Raw genomic sequence first — 26,913 nt, forward strand, 5'->3', positions numbered from 1 at the left:
ATCTGGTCGAATGGATGATCCGCACCGCCGCGGGTGATGCCCCCGACCTGAACCAGGCAATCGACCCCAAAGGCGCGGCCATTGAAGTACGCGTCTACGCCGAAGATGCAGTACGGGATTTTCAGCCCTCCCCCGGCACCCTCACCGACGTTCACTTTCCCGAGAACGCCCGTATCGACACCTGGGTATCCACCGGCACCGATGTGTCGCCCCACTATGACCCGATGATCGCCAAGATCATCGTCACCGGTAACGACCGGGCCGAGGCCATCGCCAACATGGTGGCAGCACTGGACGAAACCCGCATGGCCGGCATCGCCACCAACCTGGATTATCTGCGCCAGATCGTGGCGTCGGACTTCTTTGCCTCAGGCGATGTGGCCACCAACAAACTGGCCAGCTTCGAGTACCAGCCGCCGGTGGTGGAGGTCATGCAGCCAGGCACCTACACCAGCATTCAGGATTACCCCGGTCGGGTCGGCTACTGGGGCATCGGCGTGCCCCCTTCCGGGCCCATGGACGACTACGCTTTCCGCCTGGCCAATCGCATTGTGGGCAACCACGAGCACAGCGCCGGACTGGAGTTTACGATTGTCGGCCCCACCCTGCGCTTTCATACCGATACTGTGATCGCCCTGACCGGTGGCCGCACACCGGCGACGCTCGACGGCGAAGCCATAGAGTTCTGGCAGCCGGTCGGAGTAAAAGCCGGCCAGGTATTGGAAGTCGGCAAAGCCGTCAACGGCTGCCGGACTTACCTCGCGGTGCGCAACGGCTTTGATGTGCCCGAATATCTGGGCAGTCGCTCGACCTTCGCACTGGGTCAGTTTGGCGGCCACGCCGGGCGCGTTCTGCGCGCAACGGACATGTTACGGGTGAGCGACCCGGCGCTGCCCGCTTGCACCACGGCAGCGCCCACCCATTCACCCCAACCCTGCCCCACCGCACTGATTCCAGAGTACGCCCAGGAATCCGACGAGGGTCCGCGCGAATGGCACATCGGCGTGCTTTATGGCCCCCACGGTGCCCCGGACTTTTTCAAGGAAGAGTCCATTGAGATGTTCTTCAACACCGCCTGGGAAGTGCACTACAACTCCAACCGCCTGGGCATCCGGCTCAATGGCCCCAAGCCGAGCTGGACCCGCAGTGACGGCGGAGAAGCGGGCTTGCACCCGTCCAACATTCACGACACGGAATACGCCGTCGGCTCCATCAACTTTACCGGCGATATGCCGGTCATTCTGACCAAAGACGGTCCCAGCCTGGGCGGGTTTGTCTGCCCGGTGACCATTGCCAAGGCGGAGCTGTGGAAAGTCGGCCAGGTGAAGCCCGGGGACAAGCTTCGCTTCAAACAGTTGAGCTTTGATGAGGCGCTGGCCATGGAAAAGGCTCAGGATAAAGCGATCACCGATCTGTCCGAGCCTGAACCGGTGGGTGATTTCACTATTCCTGTACCGGACCACTCGCTCTCTCCCTGCATTCTTGCCGCCCTACCGGCCGCCCAAGGGCGCCCCGAAGTGGTTTACCGTCAGGCAGGCGATAAATACATCCTGATGGAGTACGGCCCACTGGTCATGGACCTGCGCTTCCGGTTGCGGGTACACGCCATGATGGAGGCCCTCAAGGAAAAGCCCATTGAGGGCATTATTGAACTGTCACCCGGTGTTCGCTCCTTACAGGTGAATTATGACAGCCGGGTTCTGCACCAGCGCGAGCTGGTCACACAGCTACTATCCATCGAAGAGACACTGCCGCCCGTGGACCAGATGCGCGTACCCAGTCGCATCATTCACCTGCCGATGGCATTCGAAGATTCGGCAACGCTCGAAGCGGTAGCCAAATATCGGCAATCGGTGCGTGATACCGCTCCCTGGCTGCCCAGCAACACCGAGTTCATGCGCCGGATCAACGGACTGGAATCCATCGATCAGGTGCGCGAGGTTCTGTTCAATGCCAGCTACCTGGTACTGGGGCTGGGAGACGTTTACCTTAGCGCCCCCTGCGCCGTGCCCATTGATCCCCGTCACCGACTGCTGACGTCCAAGTACAATCCGGCCCGCACTTACACCGCCGAAGGTACGGTCGGTATCGGCGGTGTCTACATGTGTATCTACGGTATGGACTCTCCCGGCGGCTATCAGCTCGTGGGTCGGACGCTACCTATCTGGAACAAGTTTCTGAAAAGCCCGGTATTTATCCATGGTGAGCCCTGGTTACTGCGTTTTTTTGATCAGGTGCGCTACTACCCGGTCACCGAAGCCGAACTCACCGAGCAGCGCGAAGCCTTTCGCGAAGGTCGTCTGAGCATCGACATAGAGGAGACCTGGTTCGATATTGCCGAGCATGAACGTTTTCTGGAAGAGAACGCTGAGAGCATCGCCGCGTTTCAGCAAAAACAGCAGGCTGCGTTTACAGAAGAGGTCGCGCTCTGGCAGGCCGATGAAGAAAAACAGGTGGAAGCCGCTCTGCAGGCCGGCCCCGCCATTGACCCCAACGATGTGGACGGTCATGCCGTGACCGCCGACATCAGCGGCAATATCTGGAAGCTCCTGGTGGAGCCGGGGCAATCGGTGGAGCCGGATCAGCCGTTGCTGATTGTGGAGGCCATGAAAATGGAGTTTTCCATCTATGCCGACCGTAAAGCCACCGTCAGTGCCGTGCACTGTGCCCCCGGAAAGCCGGTCAATGCGGGCGACATTCTGATGGTACTCGAAGACTGATCACCGTCAGCCTCGGGGCGAACATGAGGCAAATGACGTATTGCACGCATCATTTAAGTGCACACCCGGGAGCGCCTTAGAGCGCTCCTTTTTTTATTCTCCATAAAACCTGTTGTTTTCTCAGTCACTTACCGGATTTCACCACCAGATTTCGAGTTTGGCACAGTTCCTGCTGAATACCATCTTGCATACATGATCATATTCAAGGCGGACAGCAGTGAATCAAAAATCGGATCGCCCAAGTTTGACCGAGCGGGTCTACAGCGCCCTCAAGCAGGAAATTTTTGATTTCGTGCTGCTGCCCGGAGACCGCTTTACCGAAAGCGAAATCGCCCAACGCATGTCCGCCAGTCGAACCCCCGTGCGTGAAGCCCTGACGCTTCTGCAGAGAGAGGGTTTTGTCGATGTGATGTTTCGCGCGGGCTGGCAGGTCAAGCCGTTCGATTTTGAAAAGTTCGATCAGCTGTACGAGTTACGGATCGTGCTTGAACAGGCCGCAGTGCGAAAGCTCTGCGAGATGGAGGGAACCCCGGACCTGGACGCACTCAAGGAATTCTGGCTGGTGCCGGTCAGCGACCGACTGGACGACGGGCCCACGGTGAGCCTGATGGATGAACGCTTTCACGTTCATCTGGTGGAGGCTTGCGGCAACGAAGAGATGGCCCGGGTCCACCACAACATTACCGAACGGCTGCGCATCATCCGGCGCATTGATTTCACCCAGCGGCCACGGATTGAGGCGACCTATCAGGAACACGCAAAGATTCTGCGCACCATCATCAAGCGCCGCTCGGACGAAGCCCAACGCCTGCTGAAAACGCATATTGAGGAAAGTCAGGCCGAAGTCAGAAAGATCACGCTGCACATGTTGCACGAAGCCCGTCAGGGGCACCAGTTACCGAAGACATCCAACCCCTGACCGACAACCCGATTTCAGGAGAACGTACGCCACTGTACCCACAACAGGATGTTTACCCAGCAATACACCGTAAAACCGACATCAATGGAGAATGACTCATGAAGCTAGCTCAACTACTCAAACCCATTGGCACCCTGGCGGTCGCCTGCAGTATGGCTCTGACGGGTCTCACGGCCCACGCCCAGGAAGAAGACACCATTAAGGTGGGGGTTCTTCACTCCCTATCCGGCACCATGGCCATTTCGGAAACCACGCTGAAAGACACCATGCTGATGCTGATCGAAGAACAGAACAAGAAGGGCGGCCTGCTTGGTAAGCAGCTGGAGCCGGTGGTTGTCGACCCAGCCTCCGACTGGCCACTGTTTGCGGAGAAAACCCGCGAGCTGATCACCCAGGAAGAAGTCGATGCCATTTTCGGCTGCTGGACATCGGTTTCCCGTAAATCGGTTCTTCCGGTGATTGAAGAGCTTAACGGTATTCTTTTCTACCCGGTGCAGTACGAGGGTGAAGAGTCTTCGCGCAATGTGTTCTACACTGGCGCGGCGCCCAACCAACAGGCAATTCCCGCCGTGAACTACCTGATGAATGAAGTAGGGATCAAACGCTGGGTACTGGCCGGCACCGACTATGTGTACCCCCGGACCACCAACAAGATTCTGGAAGCCTACCTGAAAGCCAATGGCGTTTCCGACGAAGACATCATGATCAACTACACCCCGTTCGGTCATTCCGATTGGCAGAACATTGTGTCGGACATCAAACGCTTCGGCAGCCAGGGCAAACCGACGGCTGTGGTATCCACCATCAACGGGGACGCCAACGTGCCGTTCTATCGCGAACTGGGTAACCAAGGGGTATCGGCGGAAGACATCCCGGTGGTCGCTTTCTCCGTGGGCGAAGAGGAGCTGTCCGGTATCGACACCAAGCCTCTGGTCGGCCACCTGGCCGCGTGGAACTATTTCATGAGCGTCGATACCGATCAGAACGAAGCGTTCATTGAAAAATGGCACGACTTTATCGGTAGTGAAGAGCGCGTCACCAATGACCCGATGGAGGCGCATTACATCGGCTTCAACATGTGGGTGAAAGCGGTCGAGAAAGCGGGTACTACCGACACCGACGCTGTGATCGATGCCATGGTGGGTGTAAAGGTACCCAACCTGACCGGCGGCATCAGTGAAATGCTGCCCAACCATCACATCGAAAAGCCGGTTCACATTGGTGAGATTCAGGATAACGGACAGTTCCTGACCGTATGGCAAACCGAAGACCTCGTGCCCGGTGATGCCTGGTCCGACTACCTCGAAGGAAGCAAGGACCTGATTGCCGACTGGACCGACCCGGTCAACTGCGGCAACTACAACACCAAAACCAAACAGTGCCTGGGCGCCGCGCCAGCCGCGGAATAAACCAGAACGACAGGCCACAAGAAGCACCACCGCCCGGCGCAGCCCGGGCGGTGCACCCATTCTGGCAATAAGAGCACGCTGTTATGATTACCACTGGTCAACCAAGGACCCACGTTGGGCAACGGTTACTGCATTTTTTACTGCCACTGTTGCTGTGCATTGCAACGCCGGCGCTCGCTCAAGAGGAGAACGCCCTGGCCGAACAGACTCGAGCGGTCGCCCAGGCCAGTCTGATGCAACGGGACGACGCCATTGACGCCCTGGCGCAAGTCGCTCACCCGAGAGTTCCGATCGTACTGACGGCCCTGCTGGAAGGGAACCTGTACAGCGATGACGAAGACGAAAGCCGCATTCTGATTGAACGGCCCGATGGCAGCCTGGAGAACGCACTCACCGGAGCAAGCCTGGACGCCGCGATCGATACTAAACGCATTCCCGTCACAACGCGGATGCGCACCCAGATTCGCAACATACTCGCGCGCCTGAACCTCGATTCCGAAGATACCCAGACCCGCTACGAAGCAGTACAACGGATGATCAAAGAGGGCATCGACGAAAACAACATCGAACTATTGCAAGCTCGCAGCGATATCGAAGAGACGCGCCTGGTAAATGAAACCATTGAAACCGCCCTCTCTCTTTACGACCTCAAGAGCGACAACGAGCGAGTTCGCCTGTCCGCCATCCAATCGCTGCGTGGCTCACTGGTGGGCGAAGCCCGCAACGAACTGCGCCGTCTGCGCGATGACGACCCGGCGCCCGCCGTGCAGGAAGCCGCCGGAGAAGCACTGGCCTCTATCCAGACCAAACTCGAATTTTACCAATTCGTCGAAAGCATTTTCTTCGGCTTGAGCCTGGGCTCGGTCCTGTTACTCGCCGCCATTGGTCTGGCCATCACTTTCGGGGTAATGGGCGTGATCAATATGGCCCATGGCGAGCTGATGATGATCGGTGCCTACACCACCTGGGTGATTCAACAGCTGTTCCCGGGACAGATTGCCTGGAGCCTGGCCATGGCCGTCCCCGCGGCCTTCCTGGTCGCCGGACTGGTGGGCATTGCCATTGAACGAGGGGTGATCCGCTTTCTGTACGGCCGCCCCCTGGAAACCCTGTTGGCCACCTTCGGTATCAGCCTGATTCTTCAACAAGCGGCTCGCACCATTTTTTCGCCGCTGAACCGTAGCGTGACCTTACCTGACTGGATGAGCGGCTCGATGGTCATCAACCCGGCGCTCTCGCTCACCTACAACCGCCTGTACATTCTCGCCTTTGGCCTGATCGTGTTCTTCATGCTTATGGCCATTCTCAAACGCACCTCGCTGGGCCTCAAAGTGCGAGCGGTATCCCAGAACCGCCCCATGGCGCGCGCGGTGGGAGTGCGCGCCAGTTGGGTCGACGCCATGACCTTCGGCCTCGGCTCGGGCGTGGCGGGCGTGGCCGGTGTCGCCCTGTCGCAGCTGACCAATGTCGGCCCCAACCTCGGCCAGGCCTACATCATCGATTCATTCATGGTGGTGGTGTTCGGTGGTGTAGGCAACCTCTGGGGCACCCTGGTGGGCGCCATGGGGCTGGGCGTACTCAACAAATTCATGGAGCCCTGGGCGGGCGCGGTGCTGGCCAAAGTGCTGGTATTGGTGATGCTGATTCTGTTCATTCAGAAACGCCCCAAAGGCCTGTTCCCTCAAAAAGGACGGGCAGCGGAATAACCCCTGCCCTGCTGAAAGGTTTCGAGAGACACTTATGTTGACACAACGTTTACTACTCAGTGATCGGGGCGGCATGCTGGTATTGGGGCTGGTAGCCCTGATGGCGGTGATCGTTCCGGTCTGCAATATGCTGGTGCCGGAGAGTTCGCCCTTCCATGTTTCGACTTACCTGGTCACCCTGATCGGCAAGTTTCTGTGCTTTGCACTACTGGCCCTGTCGGTGGACCTGATCTGGGGTTACGCCGGCATCCTGTCCCTCGGGCACGGTGCCTTTTTCGCCCTGGGCGGCTACGCCATGGGCATGTACCTGATGCGTCAGATTGGTGATCGGGGCCAGTACGGCAATCCCGACCTGCCGGACTTCATGGTATTTCTGAACTGGGACAGCCTGCCCTGGTACTGGCTCGGTTTCGATATGTTCTGGTTCGCCGCGCTGATGGTACTGGTGGTGCCCGGCCTGCTGGCCCTGGTGTTTGGCTGGCTCGCGTTTCGTTCACGGGTGACCGGGGTCTACTTTGCGATCATCACCCAGGCGCTCACCTACGCGCTGATGCTGGCGTTCTTCCGCAACGAGATGGGCTTTGGGGGTAACAACGGCCTGACCGACTTCAAGGACATCCTGGGATTTTCCATCACTGACAAAGGCACCCGCAACAGCCTGTTTATCGCCTCGGCCATTATGCTCATTCTCGGCTACCTGGCTTGCCGCTATATCGTCACCTCTCGCATGGGGCGGGTGATTGTTTCCATTCGCGACGCCGAAAGTCGAACCCGTTTTTGCGGGTATAAAGTGGAAGCCTACAAACTCTGGCTGTTTGTGTTTTCCGCCATGCTCGCCGGCATCGCGGGCGCCCTGTACGTGCCCCAGGTGGGCATCATCAATCCCGGTGAATTCTCACCCCTGAACTCCATCGAGCTGGTGGTCTGGGTGGCGACCGGCGGTCGCGGGACGCTTTACGGGGCCATTGTCGGTGCCTTCTCCGTGAACTACGCCAAAACCCTGTTTACCACCTGGTCACCGGAGAGCTGGCTGTTTGTGCTCGGTGCCCTGTTTGTGATTGTCACCTTGATTCTGCCCAAGGGCCTGGTGGGTCTGTTTGATCGCCTCAAGCGCAAAGGCAACAAGACCGATCCCCAGACCGGAGCCGACCAAACAACCGAACCCAAGGAGGCGCCATGAACCTGATCAAGCAAGCCCATCAATTCAGTCAGAGGGCGCTACCCAAACGGGATCCGAATTTTGGTAAACCCCTGGATACCAGTCACGGCCCGATTCTGTACGTTGAAGGCGTGACGGTCAGTTTTGACGGCTTCAAGGCGCTGAACAATCTGAACCTGTATGTGGACGATGGCGAGCTGCGTTGCATCATCGGCCCCAACGGCGCCGGAAAAACGACGATGATGGATGTGATTACCGGTAAAACCCGACCCGATGAGGGCAGCGTGTACTTTGGACAACAGATTGATCTGCTGAACCTGTCCGAGCATCAAATTGCCCGGGGCGGCATCGGTCGGAAGTTTCAGAAGCCGACCATTTTCGAAGCGTTGACGGTATACGAAAACCTGGAGCTCGCCACCGCCGCCGACAAGCGGGTCTGGTTCACCTTGACCCGATCACTCTCGGCGGAGCAGACGGACCGGATTGATTCAGTGGTCCGCCAGATCGGTTTACTGTCAGAGGTTCAACGCCCCGCCGGTCTGCTCTCCCACGGTCAAAAACAATGGCTGGAAATCGGCATGCTGCTGATGCAGAGCCCCCGGGTGTTGCTGGTGGATGAGCCCGTCGCCGGATTGACCGGCGAGGAAACCGAACGCACCGCCGAGCTGCTGACCTCCCTCGCCGGCGATCACTCGGTGATCGTGGTGGAACACGACATGGCCTTTGTGCGCTCGATCGCCCGCCAGGTCACGGTATTGCACCAGGGCTCGGTATTGGCCGAAGGCACCATGGATCAGGTGCAGAACAACCCAAAAGTCATCGAAGTGTATTTGGGTGAATAGTGTGGGTAACGGCGGATACCGCCACTAGGTAGCGTAGGGCGGATCGGTCCGACGATTCGGAGCCCAGCGCATCCGCCGTAAATACCCCCTAAAACAACCAACGACCTGGACTGTAACAACGGAGACCCCCGTGCTAACCATCGAAAACGTCAACCAATATTACGGCCAAAGCCACATCCTCTGGGACCTGTCCCTGGAAGTCCGTGAAGGCACCTGCGGCTGCCTGCTCGGGCGCAACGGCGTGGGCAAAACCACACTGCTCAAATGCATCACCGGTTTGCTGCCCATTGCCGAAGGAAGTATCCGGCTCAACGGCAAAGACATCAGTAAACTCTCCACCGAAGCCCGCGCCCGGGCCGGCATCGGCTACGTACCCCAGGGCCGGGAAATATTTCCGCAGCTGACCGTTGAGGAAAACCTCAAAATCTCTCTCGGCGCGCGGGGCGACGGTCAGACCAAAGTCCCCGATCACATCTACGAGTTGTTCCCGGTACTGCTCGACATGCGCCACCGCCGAGGGGGCGACCTGTCCGGCGGCCAGCAACAGCAACTGGCCATCGGACGGGCCCTGGTGCTGGACCCGAAAGTTCTGCTGCTGGACGAGCCCACCGAGGGCATTCAGCCAAACATCGTGCGCGATATCGGCAACGTGATTGGCAAACTCAATCGGGAAATGGGGCTCACCGTTTTGCTGGTTGAACAGAAACTGCCGTTCGCCCGCAAGGTGGCCGATGACTTTTTTATCATGGAAAAAGGCCACACTCAGGCCTCTGGCGCGATTGCCGCTCTGGACGACCATCTGGTACAGAAGTATTTGAGTGTATAACCATGCCTCGGGCCGTCATCAACCGACCCTGAGAAAGGGGGTGACTTGAATCACATTGTTTCACCCCCATACACGGACTGTTGCTCAAGCCTGCTACACTTAGCAGGTATCAATTGCCACGGAATCACTCAGGAGAGACATTAATGGCACTTAAATTTGGAACCCCGCTTACAGCACTGGCCCTCGCGGCCACACCCCTTTCCCACGCCGACGACCACGACCTGCACCACCCCACCTTTGAACTCCATGGTGGCCTGGGGCGCACGGTATTTGACACCCCGCTGGAAGACACCGGTCACTATCAGCTTGGCCTGGGAATGAACCTCGGCGAACGCTGGGGCCTGGAATTGATGGCCTCGCAATTCGACACCGAGCAGAGTGAAACCGGTGTGGATATCGACGGCGAACAGTATCGCCTCGACGCGCTTTATCACCTGGCCGATCGCAATCAGCGCGCTCGTCCCTATTTCGCCTTCGGCGTTGGCGACCAGGAGCTGTCCGGCCCCACCCTGGCCCGGGCCCAGAACGACACCCTGATCAATGCCGGTGTCGGGGTCAAATACCAACTGTCCAAACGCTGGTTGTGGCGCACCGATATGCGCCTGTTCAACAACCTGGATGCCGAACACACTGACTTCGCCATCAGCACCGGCCTGAGCTTCCTGTTCGGTTACGACGACCGCCCCGCACGGTCAACCGCGCCCGAACCCGCTCCAACCACACCACAGGATAGCGACAACGACGGGGTGGTCGATAACCGGGACCAGTGCCCCGATACGCCCGAAGGAGCCCGCGTCGATGCCCGAGGCTGCGCCCTGGACAGCGACCGCGACGGCGTGCCGGACCACCGGGACAACTGCCCCAATACCGCCCGCCAATACCGGGTGGACGATCAGGGCTGTCCGGTTGAGCTGACCGAGTCGGTCTCCATCGAAATGCAGGTGCAGTTTGAGACCAACAGCGCCGAGGTTCGGGAGCAGTTCATGCCCGAAGTGCAGCAGGTCGCCGACTTTATGCGCCAGTTCGACCAGACCCGGGTCACCGTCGAGGGCCACACCGACAGCAGCGGCGCCGCCGCCTACAACCAGCAACTGTCCCAGCGCCGCGCCGACGCGGTCCGTGACGTGCTGATTGAGCGCTTTGGCTTGCCCGCAGACCGGGTAGAGGCGGTTGGTTATGGGGAGGAGCGCCCCATCGCCGATAACGACACCGCCAGCGGCCGCGAGCAGAACCGCCGCGTCGTTGCGGAGATCAGCGCCGATGTGACCCGCACCGAAACCAGAGACTGATTCAGGAAAGAAGGCGACAGCGGCCGTCTTGGGGGTAATGCGACCTTGCGTTACCCCTCACACGGCCCTACAATGCTCCCAATTCTGGAACTTCCGGCTTTTCCGGTAGTCTCATGAATCGCAGGGTTCGAGTTCGGCCAGCTTGACTGGCACTCTGCCCGACGCGACCAAATTCCCCTTTAAGGGGCCGATTTGGATTCGACGCCGGTGACGAAACTCAAGGTGCATGTCGTGATGGCAGCCAATCACGTTAATCCAAAGCTGCAACTTAATAGTTGCCAACGACGACAACTACGCTCTAGCAGCCTAAGAACCTGCTAGCGGTCAATAGCAAGGTGCCAGTACCGCGTTATTGACTGTCAAATAGAACTGGATCGCGGTGAAGTTCGCCTGTGGCGGATCCGTTAAAACCTAAACAGGATCGCGTCTTACGTCCTGCCCGTTGGGCTGTAAGAGGCTAAATCAATAAACGGAAACTAAGCATGTAGAGCCAAGAGCGGAGTATCGGCGGACGGGGGTTCAACTCCCCCCGGCTCCACCATCACCACATCTAAAGACGTCCTAGGACGTCTTTTTTTGTGCCTAAAATCAAGCAGTTACGTGGTTTTCCAGTCTATTAACGTCCGATAAGATCCAGTAACAACCGACACTGCGGGTATTCCAAGTGGTATTCCATGGCACCCAATGCTATATTTTGGAATACCAAATGGCAGTCTGGAATACCCAATGAGCACCTACACCACCACCCTGAAGGCCAAGCAGGTCGCCGCCGCCAAGCCTCGAGACAAAGACTACGTCCTGTCCGATGGGGGTGGCCTTCAACTCCGCGTGCGCGCCAATGGCTCACGTCTGTGGAACTTCAATTACCGTCACCCCATCTCCAAGAAACGAGTCAACATCGGGCTGGGTAGTTACCCCGAGATCAGCCTCGCTCAAGCTCGCGAAAAAACCAAAGAGAGCCGCGCGCTCGTTGCCCGGGGCATCGACCCCAAAGCGCACCGAGACAAAGAAGCACTACAAAGGAAGCTGGAGACGAGCAACACCTTGCGCAAGGTCGCCGAAGAGTGGATTGAGCTGAAAAAGTCCCGTGTGACCGCTGACCATGCAGCCGACTCCTGGAAGTCACTGGAGATCCATATTTTCCCCAAGCTGGCGCACACACCGATTACCGACGTTAGCGCTCCACAGGTGATTGATGTCCTACGCCCTATTGAAGCCAAAGGCAGCCTCGAAACCGTCAAGCGCCTATGTCAGCGGCTAAACGAAATCATGACTCACGCCACAAATAGTGGGTACTTACCAACCAACCCGCTCAGCGGCATAAGGGAGGCTTTCTTAAAACCCAAGAAGAAGAATATGCCCACCATCAAGCCGGAGGAATTGCCGGAGCTGGTACAAACCATCGCCAACGCCAGCATCAAGCGAGTCACTCGCCTGCTGATCGAATGGCAGCTGCACACCATGACACGCCCCTCAGAAGCGGCTGGCGCTCGCTGGGAAGAAATCGACTTCGCGAAGCAGTTATGGACAATACCAGCCGAGCGGATGAAAAAACGGAAAGAGCACATAGTGCCACTGACAGAGCAAAGCCTGGCGCTACTGGAAGCATTAAAACCGATTAGTGGGCACCGGGAGCACCTATTTCCATCTGATCGCAACCCACGAACCCACACCAATAGCCAAACCGCCAATATGGCGCTTAAGCGGATGGGTTATGGGGGTAAGCTTGTCAGCCACGGCTTGAGGGCATTGGCCAGCACAGTACTGAATGAAATGCGGCAGGACCCGGAGCTCATTGAGGTATGCCTGGCTCACGTTGACAGCAGCGTGCGGGGGGATTACAACCGGGCAGACTATCTGGAGGCTCGAAGGAAGCTCATGACGGTTTGGAGCAGCCAGATCGAAAAGGCGTCGATAGGCTCACTGTCCGCCTGTCAAAGCCCCCCTCTAAAGGTGGTGAATGGATGATAGTTGAACAGAAATCGCAATGGCTCCTAAAGGCCAGAGCTGGGGCCGAATAAAGCACGCGGCTCTCGTTGGCCTGTGAGTCCCGCAGCTCATACGCACTCGATTAAATGCGCTTTACTGGGTCCAAGCGCCAAGGCCGGACTTGAAATATATTCATAAGGCTTTGATATAAAAAGACTTTAATTGGTTCAAATAATGCTGATACCGTCGTCCCATTTGGGTAATTATTGAACCGAAATGGGTATTGAATCCGCCCTTCAAGCCATAACTGAAGCAGTTGAAAGCCCTTACTTCATGGCGAAAGTCTGGCCCTGTCGAGCTAAGTAGATAGTAGCGCGCACCCAGAGTCAGCACAATGGGCCACTATATCGGCAGACCTCTCAGCCACCGAGCACTCCTTTATGGAACGGTTGCGGTCATTCTCTGAGTACCCCCTATCTTGGCGGTGTATCATTTCCCCAGTGATGAATACTGAAAGATTTTTATATTATATATATGTTAATCTGGACACGGTGATATGCTTTCAAAAATTGTAAGTGGTGGACAAACCGGAGCGGATAGAGCGGCTCTGGATGCAGGTATTGAAGCCGGTTTCCCTATAGGTGGGAACTGTCCCGCCGGGCGTTTAGCTGAGGATGGCTCAATAAGTAACAAGTACAAGCTGACCGAAATTGAGGGTGGCTACCGGCAACGTAACAAAAAAAATGTGACGGACTCTGACGGAACCGCAATTTTCTACAGCTCATACCCGACTGGCGGCACTGAAGCATCAGTTCTCTTCTGCATCAAGCAAAAGAAACCTTACAAGCTAATTGATATTCAATTGATTGATCCCAGAAGGTCGGCAGAAGTCCTGAGCAGATTTATTGAAAACTTTGGGATCAGTACACTGAACGTAGCAGGACCCAGAGCAAGTAGCTGCCCAGAAATCTACGACCACGTAAAGCAATCGATAACCCTTGTCTTACGTGAAAGCCATAAGCCAAAGGGTACAACTGATCCCACAAGGCCTGGTGGAGCTTAGTTGACAAATGTGCCCGCAACAATCATTGCCCGCATTATGATAGTTTTTGGCTATCATTATTGCTTGGCGTTTTCCAAGCAGCCTACACTAACTCTTAGCTCAGGTAATTGAAGCTCTACCGCTTACGAAAACAGCCGGGAAAAGACGTCTCCAAAATTTCTGCAACTCCTTCTTTTCATTCTTAGAAAATCGAATTCCTCTGGAAAATATTAGACTATTGTGAAGTTTTTGATAATCAGACACTATAGCCTCGTGGCTGAGAACATTGCGTATTCTAATAGGGAGATCGTCACGCCACACCTTTTCTGCCTCCTTCATTTTAGACAGTCTTACGGCTCCAGAGAACTCAATTTTCTTCTTAAGAAAAATTTTTTTCACGTCTAAAATCTTACGTCAAACGCTCGACCTTGCACTTCATTAACTTCACACGGACTCACCTTAGAGCTCTAAGCTCTTCAAGCGCTCGAAACAGTCTGAAAATACAAGCTTCCAATCAAGCTAAAAGCAGTTATTCAAAGCTTCATCGTATTAGCTAATCGCTCCCAGTCGATCTCCTTGGAGTAGAGCAAAATATCAACCTCATGCCAGCTCAGACGCAAATATAGCTTCTCGACAAACTCCATAGTATCTCGGCTATAAAGCTCTTCCTGCAATTCAAGCTTTCTCCTTTTCAGCTGCCACTTTTGTCGATACTCCAGCGACATGGGATCGATGCCTTTGTGACGATCACGAACGTCAGAAATTGAATCGTAAACGAAGTCATAGTCCTCCGGAAAAAGGTGGGCATGAATGCTTCTAATTTTTTCTGAACGACACTTCAGAATTCTTTCAATTTCTTCTGCGCGAAATGCATACAAAATGGCTTCTATAGTGCCTGGGTCGCCATCGAAAGAGCCAAATGAAACACAAAGTTCATCGACTACGGCCTGGCCGATCCTAGCATGCTCTCCACCAGATTCACTCACTGCAGATCTAGCTATGAGATCGTACTCGTCCTCCATGCCCTCGTTGTGGCCACAACAAGTGTTCCCAGGATCCAGGTCATGTAGCACTTTAGAGACCTCACCGTAGGTCACCGGGCAGTCCAAATAAGGATGAGAATGCTTTTCCATGATAGCTTTCTGTTGCGCCTTTCTCTTACTTCGACCCATCGATTCTCCTCCACTTTACAAACGTTTTCTGATCGGATATCTAAGCCATTAAATACAATATAGAAGCCCCTCGTAAGGATACACACCCAGCCCGCCGAAGATTGCCGGATCCCGGACGCCGCATCAATAGTTGGCAGCTAGTTCCTACCCAGGCTTATTCTCTTGATCACACGCTAGTAGCCCGCCCAACAACGTCCATCAGCTTTGAGTAATCCGTAACGACATCGTATTTCACGCGATCTTCACTGATCCTTTGATTTATCTCGTCGAAGAACTTCCGGGCGCACTCGATCTTCGTTTTCTCGATCTCACGCAGCTTCATAGACGACATGGAGCCTTTGGTTTCGGCTATAAAGTAGATATGCCTGACACTTCCGGCGCTAAAGGATATCGCCCAATCGGGGTTATAGTCACCGACAGGCGTCGGGATCAGGAAGCCGCGCGGCAACTTGGCATACACGACGACTTCATGGCTCGTATCCAGCTCCTCTACAAACTTACTCTCCACATCGGAGTCCGTTATCGCATAATCGTAGACGTGGTTCTTGAGTTTCGCCGTAGCACGGGAGAAATCTTGGCCAGTCTGGTTGGCGGTGAAAATGTCGGCGTCGTAGCACTCACCCACCTCGTTGTATGCAAGGCGCTCAATCACCATGGTTGCTTTCTGTTCAGTAATAAGACGAGTAGCCTCCGCGATGAAGTGTTCAGGGTTCTTTTGGAACTGCGCGAAAACCGCCGCCTGTGCTTGACTAAGTATTGCCGCCGTGGTCTCTCTGGTCAAATGAGCGTTTTCAGCAATTTTTCCTACGAGATCGTACTTTACCAATGAATGAATAGAATCTCCGTACTCATTCTTGGTCTCCTGAACTGAAAATCCATCACCGCCACGAAGCTGCTCATCGGTTAAAGCATCCTGCTGAACACCCGCTTGGACGGTGTACTGCAAAGGGGTCACCCGCAACTCTTTGTCTAAAGTACCAACGCACTTTTTAACTAGCTCCTCCGAATCAAAATCAACCCGATATACAGCCTTGCGATTGATACGCTCCCACAGAGCCCGGAACTCCTTCTTCTCGAAGTTCGCGTTCAGGGGGTTGGTCTTGGGTTTACGTCCGTCATCCACCTTCGGTAGTTGAGCGTCGCTGAAGACACTGTCGATCAGTTGGAAAACCTGATAGGCATGAGGCTTCAGGTCTTCTGGCAGCTCTGCGAGCGTTCCGGAGTCCTTGGCATCATGGTATGCGTCGGCGATCTGGTCGGCATCGTCAGTGTAATCGTTCTTTATTAGGTAACGATAAATCTGTTTCGCCATGGCAGCGGTGACTTCGACCACCCCTTGATCTGTCGTGATCGTCTTTCCGGTGAAGTAGGCCTCTGTCGCCTGGCGTGGGCGCGACGACAAGGTCTCCGAAATCTCTTTCTGCAAACCCACCACGAAGTCTTTGTAGCTCTCACTCGCGACCACCGTAAGCACGTTGATATCGTGTACCACGGCCGGGTGATCCATGCGGTCACCATGCTGGTCGACGCTCAGGCGTAACCCACGCCCCACTTCCTGGCGGCGAGAAATGGTGTTGTCGCTGTGCTTCAGCATGCACATAACAAATACGTTCGGGTTGTCCCAGCCTTCGCGAAGTGCGGAGTGGGAGAAGATGAACCGCGTCGGTTCTTCAAAGGCCAGCAGGCGTTCCTTGTCCTTTAGAATCAGGTCGTAAGCGTCTACGTCATCGGAATCAACGGATCTCGCACCGACGGCTGGGTCCTTCATCCGCTTGGTCCTTTTGTCGATCGAGAAATAACCATTGTGGGTTCGACCGGGTTCAATATCTGCCAAATACTTCCGGTACTGCTCGTTATCGATAGCAAGCTCAGAAAGGTACTCGTTTTTCAGCAGATCGTACTCCTCCTCGAAAACCCGCGCGTATTCGCCTTTCTCATCAGGTGCGTCGTAGTCGCGATATTTTGCCACCTCGTCTATAAAGAACAGTGACAGCACCTTGATGCCCTGCGCAAAGAGCTGCTTTTCTTTGTCCAGGTGTGCCTTGATCGTCTCACGAATCTGTATACGACGGACGTCACGCTCCGTGACATCACCATTCGCCTCGCCGGCCTTCAGTATTTCCCCGTTGGTAAACTCCACTGTGTCGTTTCGTTCATCGATCTGGCTGATTGTAAAGCCTTGGTATTGGTCCAGCTCGCCAGAGATCGTAAACAAATCGTCGCGAAATGCCATCCGCCGAAGCTGTCGTTTGATCTCGCCCGACTTCAGCTTCACCTCCAACTCAATCCGAGCCACCGGGGCATGCTTCGAGATGTCGATACCTTCGAGATACAGGTAGGCACTGGTTCCAGCGAGCCCACGGGTTTGAATGCCGCGAACCGCGATTTTTTTCACCAGCTTTTGGTTATAAGCGTCGAGCGCGTCCAACCGGTGTACCCGGTTGTGTTGGGTACGGTGGGTAGCCGAGTAACGCAGGATAAACAGCGGCTTGAACTTCGGTAGGGCCTCCATGGTGGCCGCACCCTGCATCTTCTGTGGCTCGTCCAGAATCAAAATCGGCCGGTTCGACGCAATTACATCGATTGGCTTGCGCGACTGAAAGTCGTCTAATTCATCATAAATACGACGATTGTCCTTGCCCCGCGCGTTGAACGCCTGGATGTTCATGATCATCACATTGATTCCGGCATCCGAAGAGAAGCTCTCGACTTCATGCAGGCGCTTGGAATTGTAGATAAAAAACCGCGCCTTCTTGCCGTAGGTTTCAGTGAAGTGCTCGGCGGTCACTTCGAAGGACTTGTACACCCCTTCGCGGATGGCGATAGAAGGCACGACGATAATGAACTTTGACCAGCCATAGCGTTTGTTCATCTCGAAGATAGACTTAATATAGCAATAAGTTTTACCCGTGCCCGTCTCCATCTCCACATCAAGGTGAACGCGGGTCGCAGCCAGGGCGTCCTTCTTGTAAGCTGCGGGGGCGGGCACACGCTCACCCTTAGCATTAAAGGTCGTAAAGTCCGTCAATGACTGCGAGCCAGGTAGGTTCTGCCTACGCTGGACCTTCTGAATATTGTCCAGGATCTGCGCTTCGGTCAGCGCCAAGTCGGCGTTCTTGAAACCCTCCTCAAAGGCGCTGGCTTGCGCCTTGCGTCCGGGATCGATGCGATAATTCAGGCCCGAAGTCATGGGCTGTCCGGCGAAGCACTCCACCACATCGTTGACGGCGTTGGTCTGATATGACTGGACCTTGAACTTGAGTTTCATGGCATCCTCTTTCTGCATTCTTTCTGCATTTTGTTAGCTTCGACCACTTTGCAGAAAGGCATAACCAATTGATTTTTAAGAGAAAATGATATTTTAAGGAACATATTCATTCTGCAAGTTTCCATTCTGGCCTGCTTCGTGAACCAGCGTTAAAAATAACCCCTTGGCGTCTTAATTTGGTCAGTAAGTTGCTGATTTTTATTACTTTTTGCTCATTAGACAAGGCGTCGCTCAGCTTATCGAACAGTAATTTATCGATATCGGCGCGGCTGGCCCCGCCAGACTGCCGAAGGTAATCAGTGACCTGCTTGGCGTAAAACTCATCATCCTGGGCTCGGGTACGGATGTAATCCACCATACTCCCGGTGGCCTTGGCGACGCTGGCCGATACATGAAAGCGGGGCTTGCGCCCTTCAATCAGGCCGGCACGCTTCAGCCGGGCCACAGCCTCATCGGGAATCGGCAGCTTTTTCTGTACCCGGTCCAGAGCCAATACATCCGCAAGCGGCAGGTCGGTTTTCTGTATCAATAGCCGGCTATAGGCTGGGTCCACCACACCACCGTAGATGGTCAGGCTGACCGCACTGGGCTCCCCAAGCTCATAGTCCGGCATGGGAAAGTAACGCTTGGCCTGGCGGGCGTACATGTCGTGAATGCCGTAGCCCATGGTATCAATCATGTTCAGCTCAGCCATGGCCTGTGCCAAGAAGGGATTGCGGTAGCGGCGGGGGATGCGGTTGCCCTCCAGATAGTCTCCCGGAGCACCCTCGAAGAAACTGCCCTCATTCTCAAATATCAAGCGGTCGGACTGCTCAATCACCACGACCCGGCCATTACGGGTGTAATCTTGGTGCGCAATGCAGTTGTGCAATGCTTCCAGCACGATTTTCTGGTCATACTTGGAGACTTCAATCGGCATTAGCTCGTCTTGGGGCAACAAACGCAGCTGGATATTGCGAATACGCTGATACAGCTGGGTGGTGGTCAACAGAAACGGAGGTGCGAAGTGCTGATAGGCCCGCTCGGTCCCCTCCAGCTTCCAGGTCATCTGAGCTGGGTGCGGCGACAGGTGCCAGACTGCCTCGGGCTTGCCCAACAACAGCAGCGCCGTGCGCGTAACCTGGCCGTTCAAGGTAATGCGCGCCCGGTCCAGGAAGGTCGCCAGCGGCCAGCTCATAACCTCTTCGGGACTGAAGCGGTTGGCATACTTCCTGACAAAGGCCTTTCGCGCCCTGGCCAGCGCCGATTCGTCCAGATCGGTCAGACTGGCCGCCGGCACCAGTTGCGCGCTCCAGTCCTGCGCTAGGGTCTGCTGGCGAATCTCATCCAGCTTGTCCAGCCCTAGAGAACACAGACTTTCGCCCGCTCGGGCGTAATAGTGCCCTTTCCACGCAATCGGGATACCCCTTGGCGCTGCGGGAATCTCGAACAGCAACACCCGCCCGCCTGCATGCTGCAGCTCATGGATATCGCGGAAGGAAACGCTGGGCTCGGTGCTTTGCGCCACTTGCTGTTTAAGGCCGTGTAAGCGCTCTGGCTCTTGCCGGTAGAGAGTACCCACCACACCACGGGTTTTATTACTAACACCGAAGACCAGCCACGCACGCTCCAGCCCCCGCAGATTGGCTTCATTGCTGAGCGCCGAAAAATACTCACCAATCTTGTTGGTGTCGTAATCATTGCCAGCCTGCTTGAACTCCACCACCTCGTTCTCCCAGGTGCTGATCAAGGTCTCAAGCAGCGCATTCAGAGCTTGCTCGTCCATGCCGCGACTCCTTAGAGACTTCTGACTTCAGTGGTCGGCGAAAGCTGACGGAAGACCTGTTCCACGTTGATTTTTACCGCGTCGGAAACAAAGCCGTTGTCGCGAAAAACAACCCGCAGGGGCTCATGGCCAGCCAGCTCCTTAACCAGATCTTCTGTAACACCCTTATCGAAACAGGCAACCAGCGCGTTCTCGTCTACGAAGAAGACGGTTTTGCCCTGCACTGTTTCGCGGCGAATGGGTAGGGTCAAGTCAACGCCCCAGTCGACCAATACCTGGAATAGCAGGTCCTCTGGTGTGCGGTCCTCCTTCACGTTATCGACTGTATCGAGTAAATCTGATTGCCTCAGTTCGTCCGGGCGGTAATAGACATCCTTCATGTTCGAAGTATCGACCTTAAGCTCCCGGAAACCAACATCGCGATTCCAGGCAGGATGGTATTCGTTTTCAAGGATCTTCTTCCCTGCACGACGAATGCGTTCCTTTGCGAGTTCGGCGATATCACGGTATCCCGCTTTGTACGCGTTGGAAGCTGACCCGACCTCTTCGGGTAGCTGAACCATAATAAACTTGCGCGCACCGCCATCTTCTGCATTTAGGGTCATTACGGATTGCGCTGTCGTCGCTGAGCCTGCGAAGAAGTCTAATACAATAGAGTCCTCTCTAGTCGCTATTTTCAAAAGGCGAGCAATAAGATCTGGCGACTTTGGGAAGTCCATAACTGCAGCCCCGAAAAGATCTTTGACAGCTTTACGACCATAGTCGTTTGTGAACTCCTTGTCAGTCCACAACGACTTCACAAGACTTTTCGCTGTTTTCCCGTCATCACTATTCAAATAGTCCTTTCTATGAATACGCCATTCTTCACCGCGAGGTTCTGCCAACAAAAGGTGCGCTTCCGACTTTACCTTGTCCTTTCCCCAAGTCCAGCAAGTCTGAACGCCATTTGGCGCATCAGGCCAAACTTCGAAAGTAAAATCTTCAGACTTAGTGATTGAGACTGCGCCACTCTCAGGGTTTACATACAACGGGTAGTAAAGATTTGGCCTAGTCGTCGGATTAAACGCCTGATTTCGATTGCGCAAGCCAAGCAGGCGATATGGACCTCGATCGTCTGACCGATTGTATTCTTCAACCATGCGCCCCTCTTTCTCAAGTCCCCGGATAGCGGCGCCGTTCATGCCGTCCTTTGCAAACACTAAAATTGACTCGTGCGTCTTGGCGACAAATCTATCAAGATGTCGGCCTCGCGGATTAACCAAAACGGCTAGCTGAGCGATAAAGTTCTCATCACCAAAAATTTCACAGCCCAAACGGATTAGATTATGGGCTTCGTTATCATCAATACTGATAAACATGACCCCATCACTAGATAGTAGGCGCTTGCACAATAAAAGCCGAGAATACATCATTGTCAGCCAATCGCTATGAAACCTACCATTCGCTGATGTGTTGGCAATGAGTCGGTTTCCTTCGCTATCCTTTTGCTGAGAGCGAATGAGGTATTCTCCTTCAGCCTCCGAAAAATCATCTTCGTAAATGAAGTCGTTCCCAGTGTTATATGGCGGATCGATATAAATCATTTTTATCTTTCCCAGGTATGTCTCCTGGATAAGCTTGAGGGCTTCCAAATTGTCTCCCTCAATGAATAGGTTCTGCGTAGTACTAAAACGGGGGCTGCTTTCCGTGGAAGGTCGAAGCGTTTTTGTCACCGGCGAGTTTCCCAGTGCAAGCGCCTCTCGCTTACCGGGCCAGTCTAGGCGATAGCGTTCCTGAGGGCCCTCAACAATATGGCCGCTCAGCTCTTGCTTCAACTGATCAAAGTCCACCACTAGGCGCAGATTCCCGGTTGTCTCTTCGCGAGCCTCAGTTACGCAACCAGGGAAGAGCTTCCTAATTTTGGCGATGTTCTGTTGGCTAAGGTCGGGACTATGCATTTTCAGTTTGTTGGTTTTCGGTTTTTCAGCCATGTTTCTTCTGTCCTTCATTCGTTGATTCGATCAAGGCATCGAGCTCCGCCTTCAACCCCCGTAACTGGCGGTTAAACTCTACCTTTCGGTTAAATTGCTTTTCCCGCTGAACGCGGGCTTCCAGCCGCTGGCATTCGCGCTGCATTCCGACGACCCGGCTGTGGCGCTCCACCAAGGCCGCCATGGACTCGCCCGAGCGGGTCGACACCGGAATCAGTAGCCGCAATACCTGCTCGTACAGCCGAGGTAAATCCAACGCAATTGGCAGCGGCGCCCGTGGCATGTCCGCTGGCAGCCAGTCAGTGGCGAAGTAGTCGTCGATCACCCATTTGTTGGCGTCGGACTCACTGGGCCGCTTGTAGGTGGCCGCCACCCGAATGGCATCACGGGGCGCGCCGTCCTCGCGGCTGGCGGTCACCTCGAAGATCAGCGGAAAGCCGATGGCACGGTCAATGCAACGCAGCACCTCAACCGGCAGCGCATCCGCCACTCCGGCCGGCTTCAGCGCTACTCTGAATATCTGGATCTCGGGCACTGCCCTGCTACCCTGCAGGTTCAGTGTCTCCGGCGCCAGCTTGTACTGCCAGGTGATTCTAGCGACCTGGGCTGTGAGTTGATCGCGCACCCTGCGGCCTGGCGTGCCTGCACCCACAATGCGGTTCTTAGGCACGACCCGACTCAGCCGCGCACGCTCAGGGTAGTCTAACAGCGCTGGGTGGCTGGCCTCTCCGCTCATCATGTCTCCTGAACGACGATGAAGGATAGCAGCTCGAAGTCATCCAACCCAGCGATGGGGTTGGTGAGTGCACTGGTGCGCGAACCTGTGAAGAGGCTGTCCAAATCCTTCTCGTCTTGCACCTGAATGATGCTGCGGATAGCCTGGTCGAGCAGGTCGGAGTAAAAGTACATATTGCGACCGTCGTCTGTGGCCCGGTTAAAGGGCTGACATGCCGCTTGGATAGGCTCAGTGCGCCCCCGGCAAGCGGAGCGGGCCAGGTCCAGCAAAGGCTTGACTTCGGTATGGTTGGCAATGATCTCGCCGTCGTTGGCGATGTAGACCAGGTAAAACGGGTGCAGCCGGTTCTGTTGCTGAATGTTAACCGCGTGGTTACGGTTGCGCAGGGTAAAGATCGCCCCCGGCACCAGGTCACTATCCCAGTTTGTCGGCACGACAGCGTGCAGGCCGCTGGGCAGGTTAGCCAGCTCGCCATGAGTTTTGATGTAGTTGAGCAGGTCCATGCGGAAGTCGTTCAGCCCCAAGTCCGTGATGGAGACGCCTGTTTTAACGTCTTCCATATCGATCACTTCTTCTTGGAGGCGGCGAAGCTGCTCTTTGCGGTAGGCGATTTCGCTGGATTCGGTGTTGAGCAGGTTGTCGTCGCCAGTGGCGGTGGCATCGACGATCACCATGCGGTTCTCGACACGCTCTTTGAGGTTAATGTATTCGTCCAGGCTGATGTCCGGCCAATAGTTGACGAGCTGGATACTGGCATTCGGCGAGCCGATTCGGTCGATGCGGCCGAAGCGCTGGATGATGCGCACCGGGTTCCAGTGGATGTCGTAGTTGATCAGATAGTCGCAGTCCTGAAGGTTCTGGCCTTCGGAAATGCAGTCGGTGGCGATCAGGAGGTCGATCTCGTTGGGCTCGTCAGGCAGGACATGGTGTTTGTCCTTCGCCCTCGGCGCGAACAGCGTCAGCAGGGATTGAAAGTCATAGCCCCTGCCCAGCGTTGATTTAGGCGCATCGGAACCGGTGACGATGGCGCTGTGCAGGCCGTGCGCTTCTAGAACCCCGGGCACCAGGTTGCGGTAGAGGTAATGCGCGGTATCCGCGAAGGCCGTGAAGACGATGACCTTACTGTTACCGGTGTTGATGGGCGCGTTGATCTTGTCGTTGATGTGCGCCTTGATGTGTTGCAGTTTGGCGTCGTCCTCCGGGGTGACTTTCTGCATCTCGGCCAGCAGGGCCGCAATGATGCCCAGGTCTGCCTCGAGATCGTGCTCCCAGGACGGCAGATCCATATCGGCCAGGCTGATCCGGACTTTTCCGCCGATAGATTCATCGTCTGCCGCCAGGAATTCCTCGTCCTCTGGCTCGGCATCCTCAAAAGCGACCGTCACATCGGCAAACCCGAGATCGCGTCCGGTTTCCTTGTAGTTCGCGATTTTCTCCAGCGTGCGGGTGTGGTTGTCCTGGAGCTTCTGCAGGGTGATACGGAAAGCCTCTACCGAGCTTTCCAGGCGCTTCAGCAGGTTGGTGGTCATCAGCGCCTGAAGACTGCGCTCCCGATCAGCTTGCTTTAGTCGCCCCCCGCCGCCAGCCACCTCGGTGTCGTAGAGCTCTTCATACTTTGCCAGCCGACTGGGCAAGATATAGTTCACCGGGGCATAGACCGCGAGCTTGACCGTCGAAAGCTGCGCGTAGATATCATTGAAACCGATCACGTCGCTGCGCTGGGTCAACGGTGGATTGAAGGCCAGCGGTTTGAGGCGCTCCGGGAAAGTGCCTATCTCTGTCGTGTCATAGAACTGCTCAATATGCTTTCTGGAGCGGGCAATAGTGACACTGTCCAATAGCTCGAAGAAGTCAAAGTCCAGCGCGTCGAGAATGGCGTTTGGTGTGCGCTCTTCCGCTGGCAGCCTGGACCAGGCATTAAACGCGGCCTGGGCGCGACGAAATACTTCCTCGACATCGGTCTCCGTCCGCAGCTTGGCGCTGAGCGCATCGGATTCGCCTTCATAGGCCAGCGCGAGCTGGTTGCGCAAATCGGTAAACCGGTTGTTGACGGGCGTTGCAGAGAGCATCAGAACCTTCGTCTTCACGCCCTCGCAAATGACCTTGCTCATCAAACGCTGGTAGCGGGTTTCCCGGTCCTTGAACACATCGTTATTGCGAAAGTTGTGTGATTCGTCAATCACTACAAGGTCGTAGTTGCCCCAATTGACGCGATCCAGGCGGGTACCGAAGGATTCTCCGCTGGTGCGCTGAAGGTCCGTGTGGCAGAGCACCTCGTAGTTAAAGCGATCCTTCGCCAGCGGATTGGTGGTGAGGTTCCGGTTGTAGTTGAGCCAGTTGTCCGCCAGCTTCTTGGGACAAAGCACTAGCACGGAACGGTTGCGCAGTTCGTAATACTTGATGACCGCCAGCGCCGTGAATGTCTTGCCCAGGCCCACGCTGTCCGCCAGTATGCAACCGTTGTAGGTTTCCAGTTTGTTAATGATCCCGGTGGCCCCATCTCGCTGGAAGCTGTAGAGCTTGTTCCAGATCAAGCTGTCCTGATAGCCGGTGCGATCGTTCGGCAGGACGTCCTCGCTGATGTCTTCCAGAAATTCGCTGAAGATGTTGTAGAGCATCAGGAAATAGATGCGCTCGGGCGAATTTTCCTGGTACACGGAGGCGATGTGGTCGCAAAGCCGCTCGGTCACGTCCTCTATTTTTTCGGGATCGTCCCAGATCTGGTCGAACAATTTCAGGAAATTGGCCGTGTAGGCCGGGTCGTCAAACCGGTTGACGAAATTCGAGACCGCGTCGCCCTGCTGATACCCCAGATCGACGGCAGTGAAACCATGAAGGGGCTGGTATACGGCTCCTGAATCGCCCGTATCGACGCAGGCAAATTGCTGCATCGGCGCTTTACTGCGATTGGAGCGGAAAGCCGCCTTGCGTCGCATCCAGTCCGCGCACTCCCTGGCAATGGCTCGTTGCGTCAGTTTGTTCTTCAGCTGTATCTCAAAATCGCTGCCGTAAAAGCTCCGCTCACGTTCGGCTTTTGGAATATGGAACTCGCGCCGGACCTTGCGACCGCTGTCTTTTATTGCGTCGTCAGGAATGAAAGTCGGCGACGTGAAGATGAACTCCAGGGAGTCGATGGATTCGAGCTGCTTCTTCAATTCAGCAAAGGCGTAGATGGAGAAACAGGACGCTGCAATTTTCAGCTTTGCGCCGGGCTCGATAGACCGTCGCAGATCGTCCCCAAGAAGCTCATTAATATTGTCGATCAGTTTCATGACTGCTCCGTCGCCAGCCAGCTCTCTTACCTTCGTGATTCGGCTTAACAACCGGATAACTCGCCTCACCCCAAAGCGCCCGGGGGTTATCCATCATCACCTCAATAATCACCGGCACCAAGTTCGCCAGAATCGCCACGCAGTCACGAATCTGGTCGCGATTGACGCTGCCACTCCAGGTCGCACCGCCGTGCATGATCTGGTTTCTCAGGGTATAGATGCGACTGAAGACGATGGAGAGCACCACCGGGGTGTTCTGCTGGGCCAGGGCTGAATGCGCCGCTTTCTTAGCGCCGTCGAAGCTGTGTTTCCACTGCGCTTCGGTCAGGTGGCCTTTCTGGTGGCCCCAGAAGCAGGAGAAGACGTAAGGATTATCCAGCAGGACGCGGATGGCGTTCGGGTAGGCCTTCCACACCAGCTCGCCGATACACTTCTCGGTGTCCAGATCGCACAGCTTCTCCAGGAAGCCGTTGAAGGTGGCCTGTTCGTTGAGGTGGATGCGGTCGTCGATTTCCGTGGCGTAGGCGGCGTTGAAGGCGATCCACAGAAAGATGAAGCGGCTGTCCGGGTCGTCGTCCTGTTCGGCGCGGTCGAGCCAGCTCAGCGCGCGGTGCACGCGCAGACTCAGATTCTCCGGGTAGCTGTCCCGCTCCGCGCGCTGGCGCGCCTTCAGCTCTTTATGAATGCTCCCCATTACCCCCTCCCAAATGCCCACCCTGGCGGACCGACGTTTACTAGCGGACAGGTTCTGTCGTCGGTTCCCTTTGCCGGTTTTCCGGCGTTCTGCCGGTATGCCGGCTTTTTGCCGATGTCCGGCTTTTTCGTGAACCTTATCACATCCTATTGGGTAGGTGATTACCTTCATGTCGCTGCCTCCACCCAGACGAAA

At 55.6% G+C, this 26,913-nt stretch carries 17 protein-coding genes and 1 other RNA gene; 11 read left to right on the plus strand and 7 right to left on the minus strand.

All coding sequences use genetic code 11. The annotated features are described in order from the left end of the window. From uca to B3187_RS05315, 11 genes are all read left to right on the plus strand, one after another. Nucleotides 1–2,720 (plus strand): urea carboxylase (gene uca, locus B3187_RS05265; RefSeq protein ID WP_286804952.1); only part of this gene is annotated, 2,720 nt, incomplete at its 5' end. Between the two features lie 217 nt (nt 2,721–2,937). Continuing rightward, a complete protein-coding gene (locus B3187_RS05270; RefSeq protein ID WP_286804953.1) occupies nt 2,938–3,639 on the plus strand; it encodes a GntR family transcriptional regulator in 702 nt (233 codons plus the stop codon). A 98-nt stretch (nt 3,640–3,737) separates the two neighbouring features. Next, nucleotides 3,738–5,048, plus strand: coding sequence for an urea ABC transporter substrate-binding protein (urtA, locus tag B3187_RS05275; protein ID WP_286804955.1), 1,311 nt, complete (start codon nt 3,738–3,740; stop codon nt 5,046–5,048). 83 nt (nt 5,049–5,131) lie between these two features. Beyond that, on the plus strand, nt 5,132–6,754 hold the full coding sequence (urtB, locus tag B3187_RS05280) for an urea ABC transporter permease subunit UrtB (RefSeq protein ID WP_123639076.1): 1,623 nt from the start codon (nt 5,132–5,134) through the stop codon (nt 6,752–6,754). A gap of 34 nt (nt 6,755–6,788) precedes the next feature. Next, the gene (gene urtC, locus B3187_RS05285; protein WP_123639077.1) at nt 6,789–7,934 is read left to right on the plus strand and encodes an urea ABC transporter permease subunit UrtC; all 1,146 of its coding nucleotides are present in this window, start codon (nt 6,789–6,791) and stop codon (nt 7,932–7,934) included. After that, nucleotides 7,931–8,755, plus strand: a complete 825-nt coding sequence (urtD, locus tag B3187_RS05290; RefSeq protein ID WP_286804957.1) for an urea ABC transporter ATP-binding protein UrtD — start codon at nt 7,931–7,933, stop codon at nt 8,753–8,755. The genes urtC and urtD overlap by 4 nt, the downstream gene beginning before the upstream one ends. Before the next feature lie 130 nt (nt 8,756–8,885). Continuing rightward, a complete protein-coding gene (gene urtE / locus B3187_RS05295; protein WP_286804958.1) occupies nt 8,886–9,581 on the plus strand; it encodes an urea ABC transporter ATP-binding subunit UrtE in 696 nt (231 codons plus the stop codon). 143 nt (nt 9,582–9,724) lie between these two features. Continuing rightward, nucleotides 9,725–10,870, plus strand: a complete 1,146-nt coding sequence (locus tag B3187_RS05300) for an OmpA family protein (protein WP_286804959.1) — start codon at nt 9,725–9,727, stop codon at nt 10,868–10,870. 183 nt (nt 10,871–11,053) lie between these two features. Beyond that, nucleotides 11,054–11,411, plus strand: a transfer-messenger RNA (tmRNA) gene (gene ssrA / locus B3187_RS05305). A gap of 185 nt (nt 11,412–11,596) precedes the next feature. Beyond that, nucleotides 11,597–12,838 carry an integrase domain-containing protein gene (locus B3187_RS05310; protein WP_286804961.1) on the plus strand — a complete coding sequence of 414 codons (1,242 nt, stop codon included), beginning with the start codon at nt 11,597–11,599 and terminating at the stop codon, nt 12,836–12,838. Nucleotides 12,839–13,355: 517 nt separating this feature from the next. Next, on the plus strand, nt 13,356–13,862 hold the full coding sequence (locus B3187_RS05315) for a putative molybdenum carrier protein (protein ID WP_286804963.1): 507 nt from the start codon (nt 13,356–13,358) through the stop codon (nt 13,860–13,862). 512 nt (nt 13,863–14,374) lie between these two features. Here B3187_RS05315 and B3187_RS05320 read toward each other — a convergent pair. The 7 genes from B3187_RS05320 to B3187_RS05350 form a co-directional block, all read right to left on the minus strand. Then, the gene (locus B3187_RS05320; RefSeq protein ID WP_286804965.1) at nt 14,375–15,013 is read right to left on the minus strand and encodes a hypothetical protein; all 639 of its coding nucleotides are present in this window, start codon (nt 15,011–15,013) and stop codon (nt 14,375–14,377) included. Between the two features lie 166 nt (nt 15,014–15,179). Beyond that, complete coding sequence (locus tag B3187_RS05325) at nt 15,180–18,281, minus strand: type III restriction-modification system endonuclease (protein ID WP_286804967.1); 3,102 nt, start codon at nt 18,279–18,281, stop codon at nt 15,180–15,182. Between the two features lie 106 nt (nt 18,282–18,387). Next, nucleotides 18,388–20,046, minus strand: a complete 1,659-nt coding sequence (locus B3187_RS05330; RefSeq protein ID WP_286804969.1) for an RNA-binding domain-containing protein — start codon at nt 20,044–20,046, stop codon at nt 18,388–18,390. An 11-nt stretch (nt 20,047–20,057) separates the two neighbouring features. Then, a complete protein-coding gene (locus B3187_RS05335; RefSeq protein WP_286804970.1) occupies nt 20,058–22,016 on the minus strand; it encodes a site-specific DNA-methyltransferase in 1,959 nt (652 codons plus the stop codon). After that, nucleotides 22,009–22,755 (minus strand): DUF4391 domain-containing protein, encoded by a 747-nt coding sequence (locus B3187_RS05340; protein ID WP_339618860.1) that lies wholly within the window; start codon nt 22,753–22,755, stop codon nt 22,009–22,011. Before B3187_RS05340 ends, B3187_RS05335 begins: the two co-directional genes overlap by 8 nt. Then, the gene (locus tag B3187_RS05345) at nt 22,752–26,024 is read right to left on the minus strand and encodes a helicase-related protein (protein WP_286804971.1); all 3,273 of its coding nucleotides are present in this window, start codon (nt 26,022–26,024) and stop codon (nt 22,752–22,754) included. The genes B3187_RS05340 and B3187_RS05345 overlap by 4 nt, the downstream gene beginning before the upstream one ends. Continuing rightward, on the minus strand, nt 26,002–26,718 hold the full coding sequence (locus tag B3187_RS05350) for a HEPN domain-containing protein (RefSeq protein ID WP_286804972.1): 717 nt from the start codon (nt 26,716–26,718) through the stop codon (nt 26,002–26,004). Before B3187_RS05350 ends, B3187_RS05345 begins: the two co-directional genes overlap by 23 nt. Nucleotides 26,719–26,913: the final 195 nt, after the last annotated feature.

It is taken from the genome of Marinimicrobium sp. UBA4209 (assembly GCF_002381585.1).
GTDB classification, from domain to species: Bacteria; Pseudomonadota; Gammaproteobacteria; order Pseudomonadales; family Cellvibrionaceae; genus Marinimicrobium; species Marinimicrobium koreense.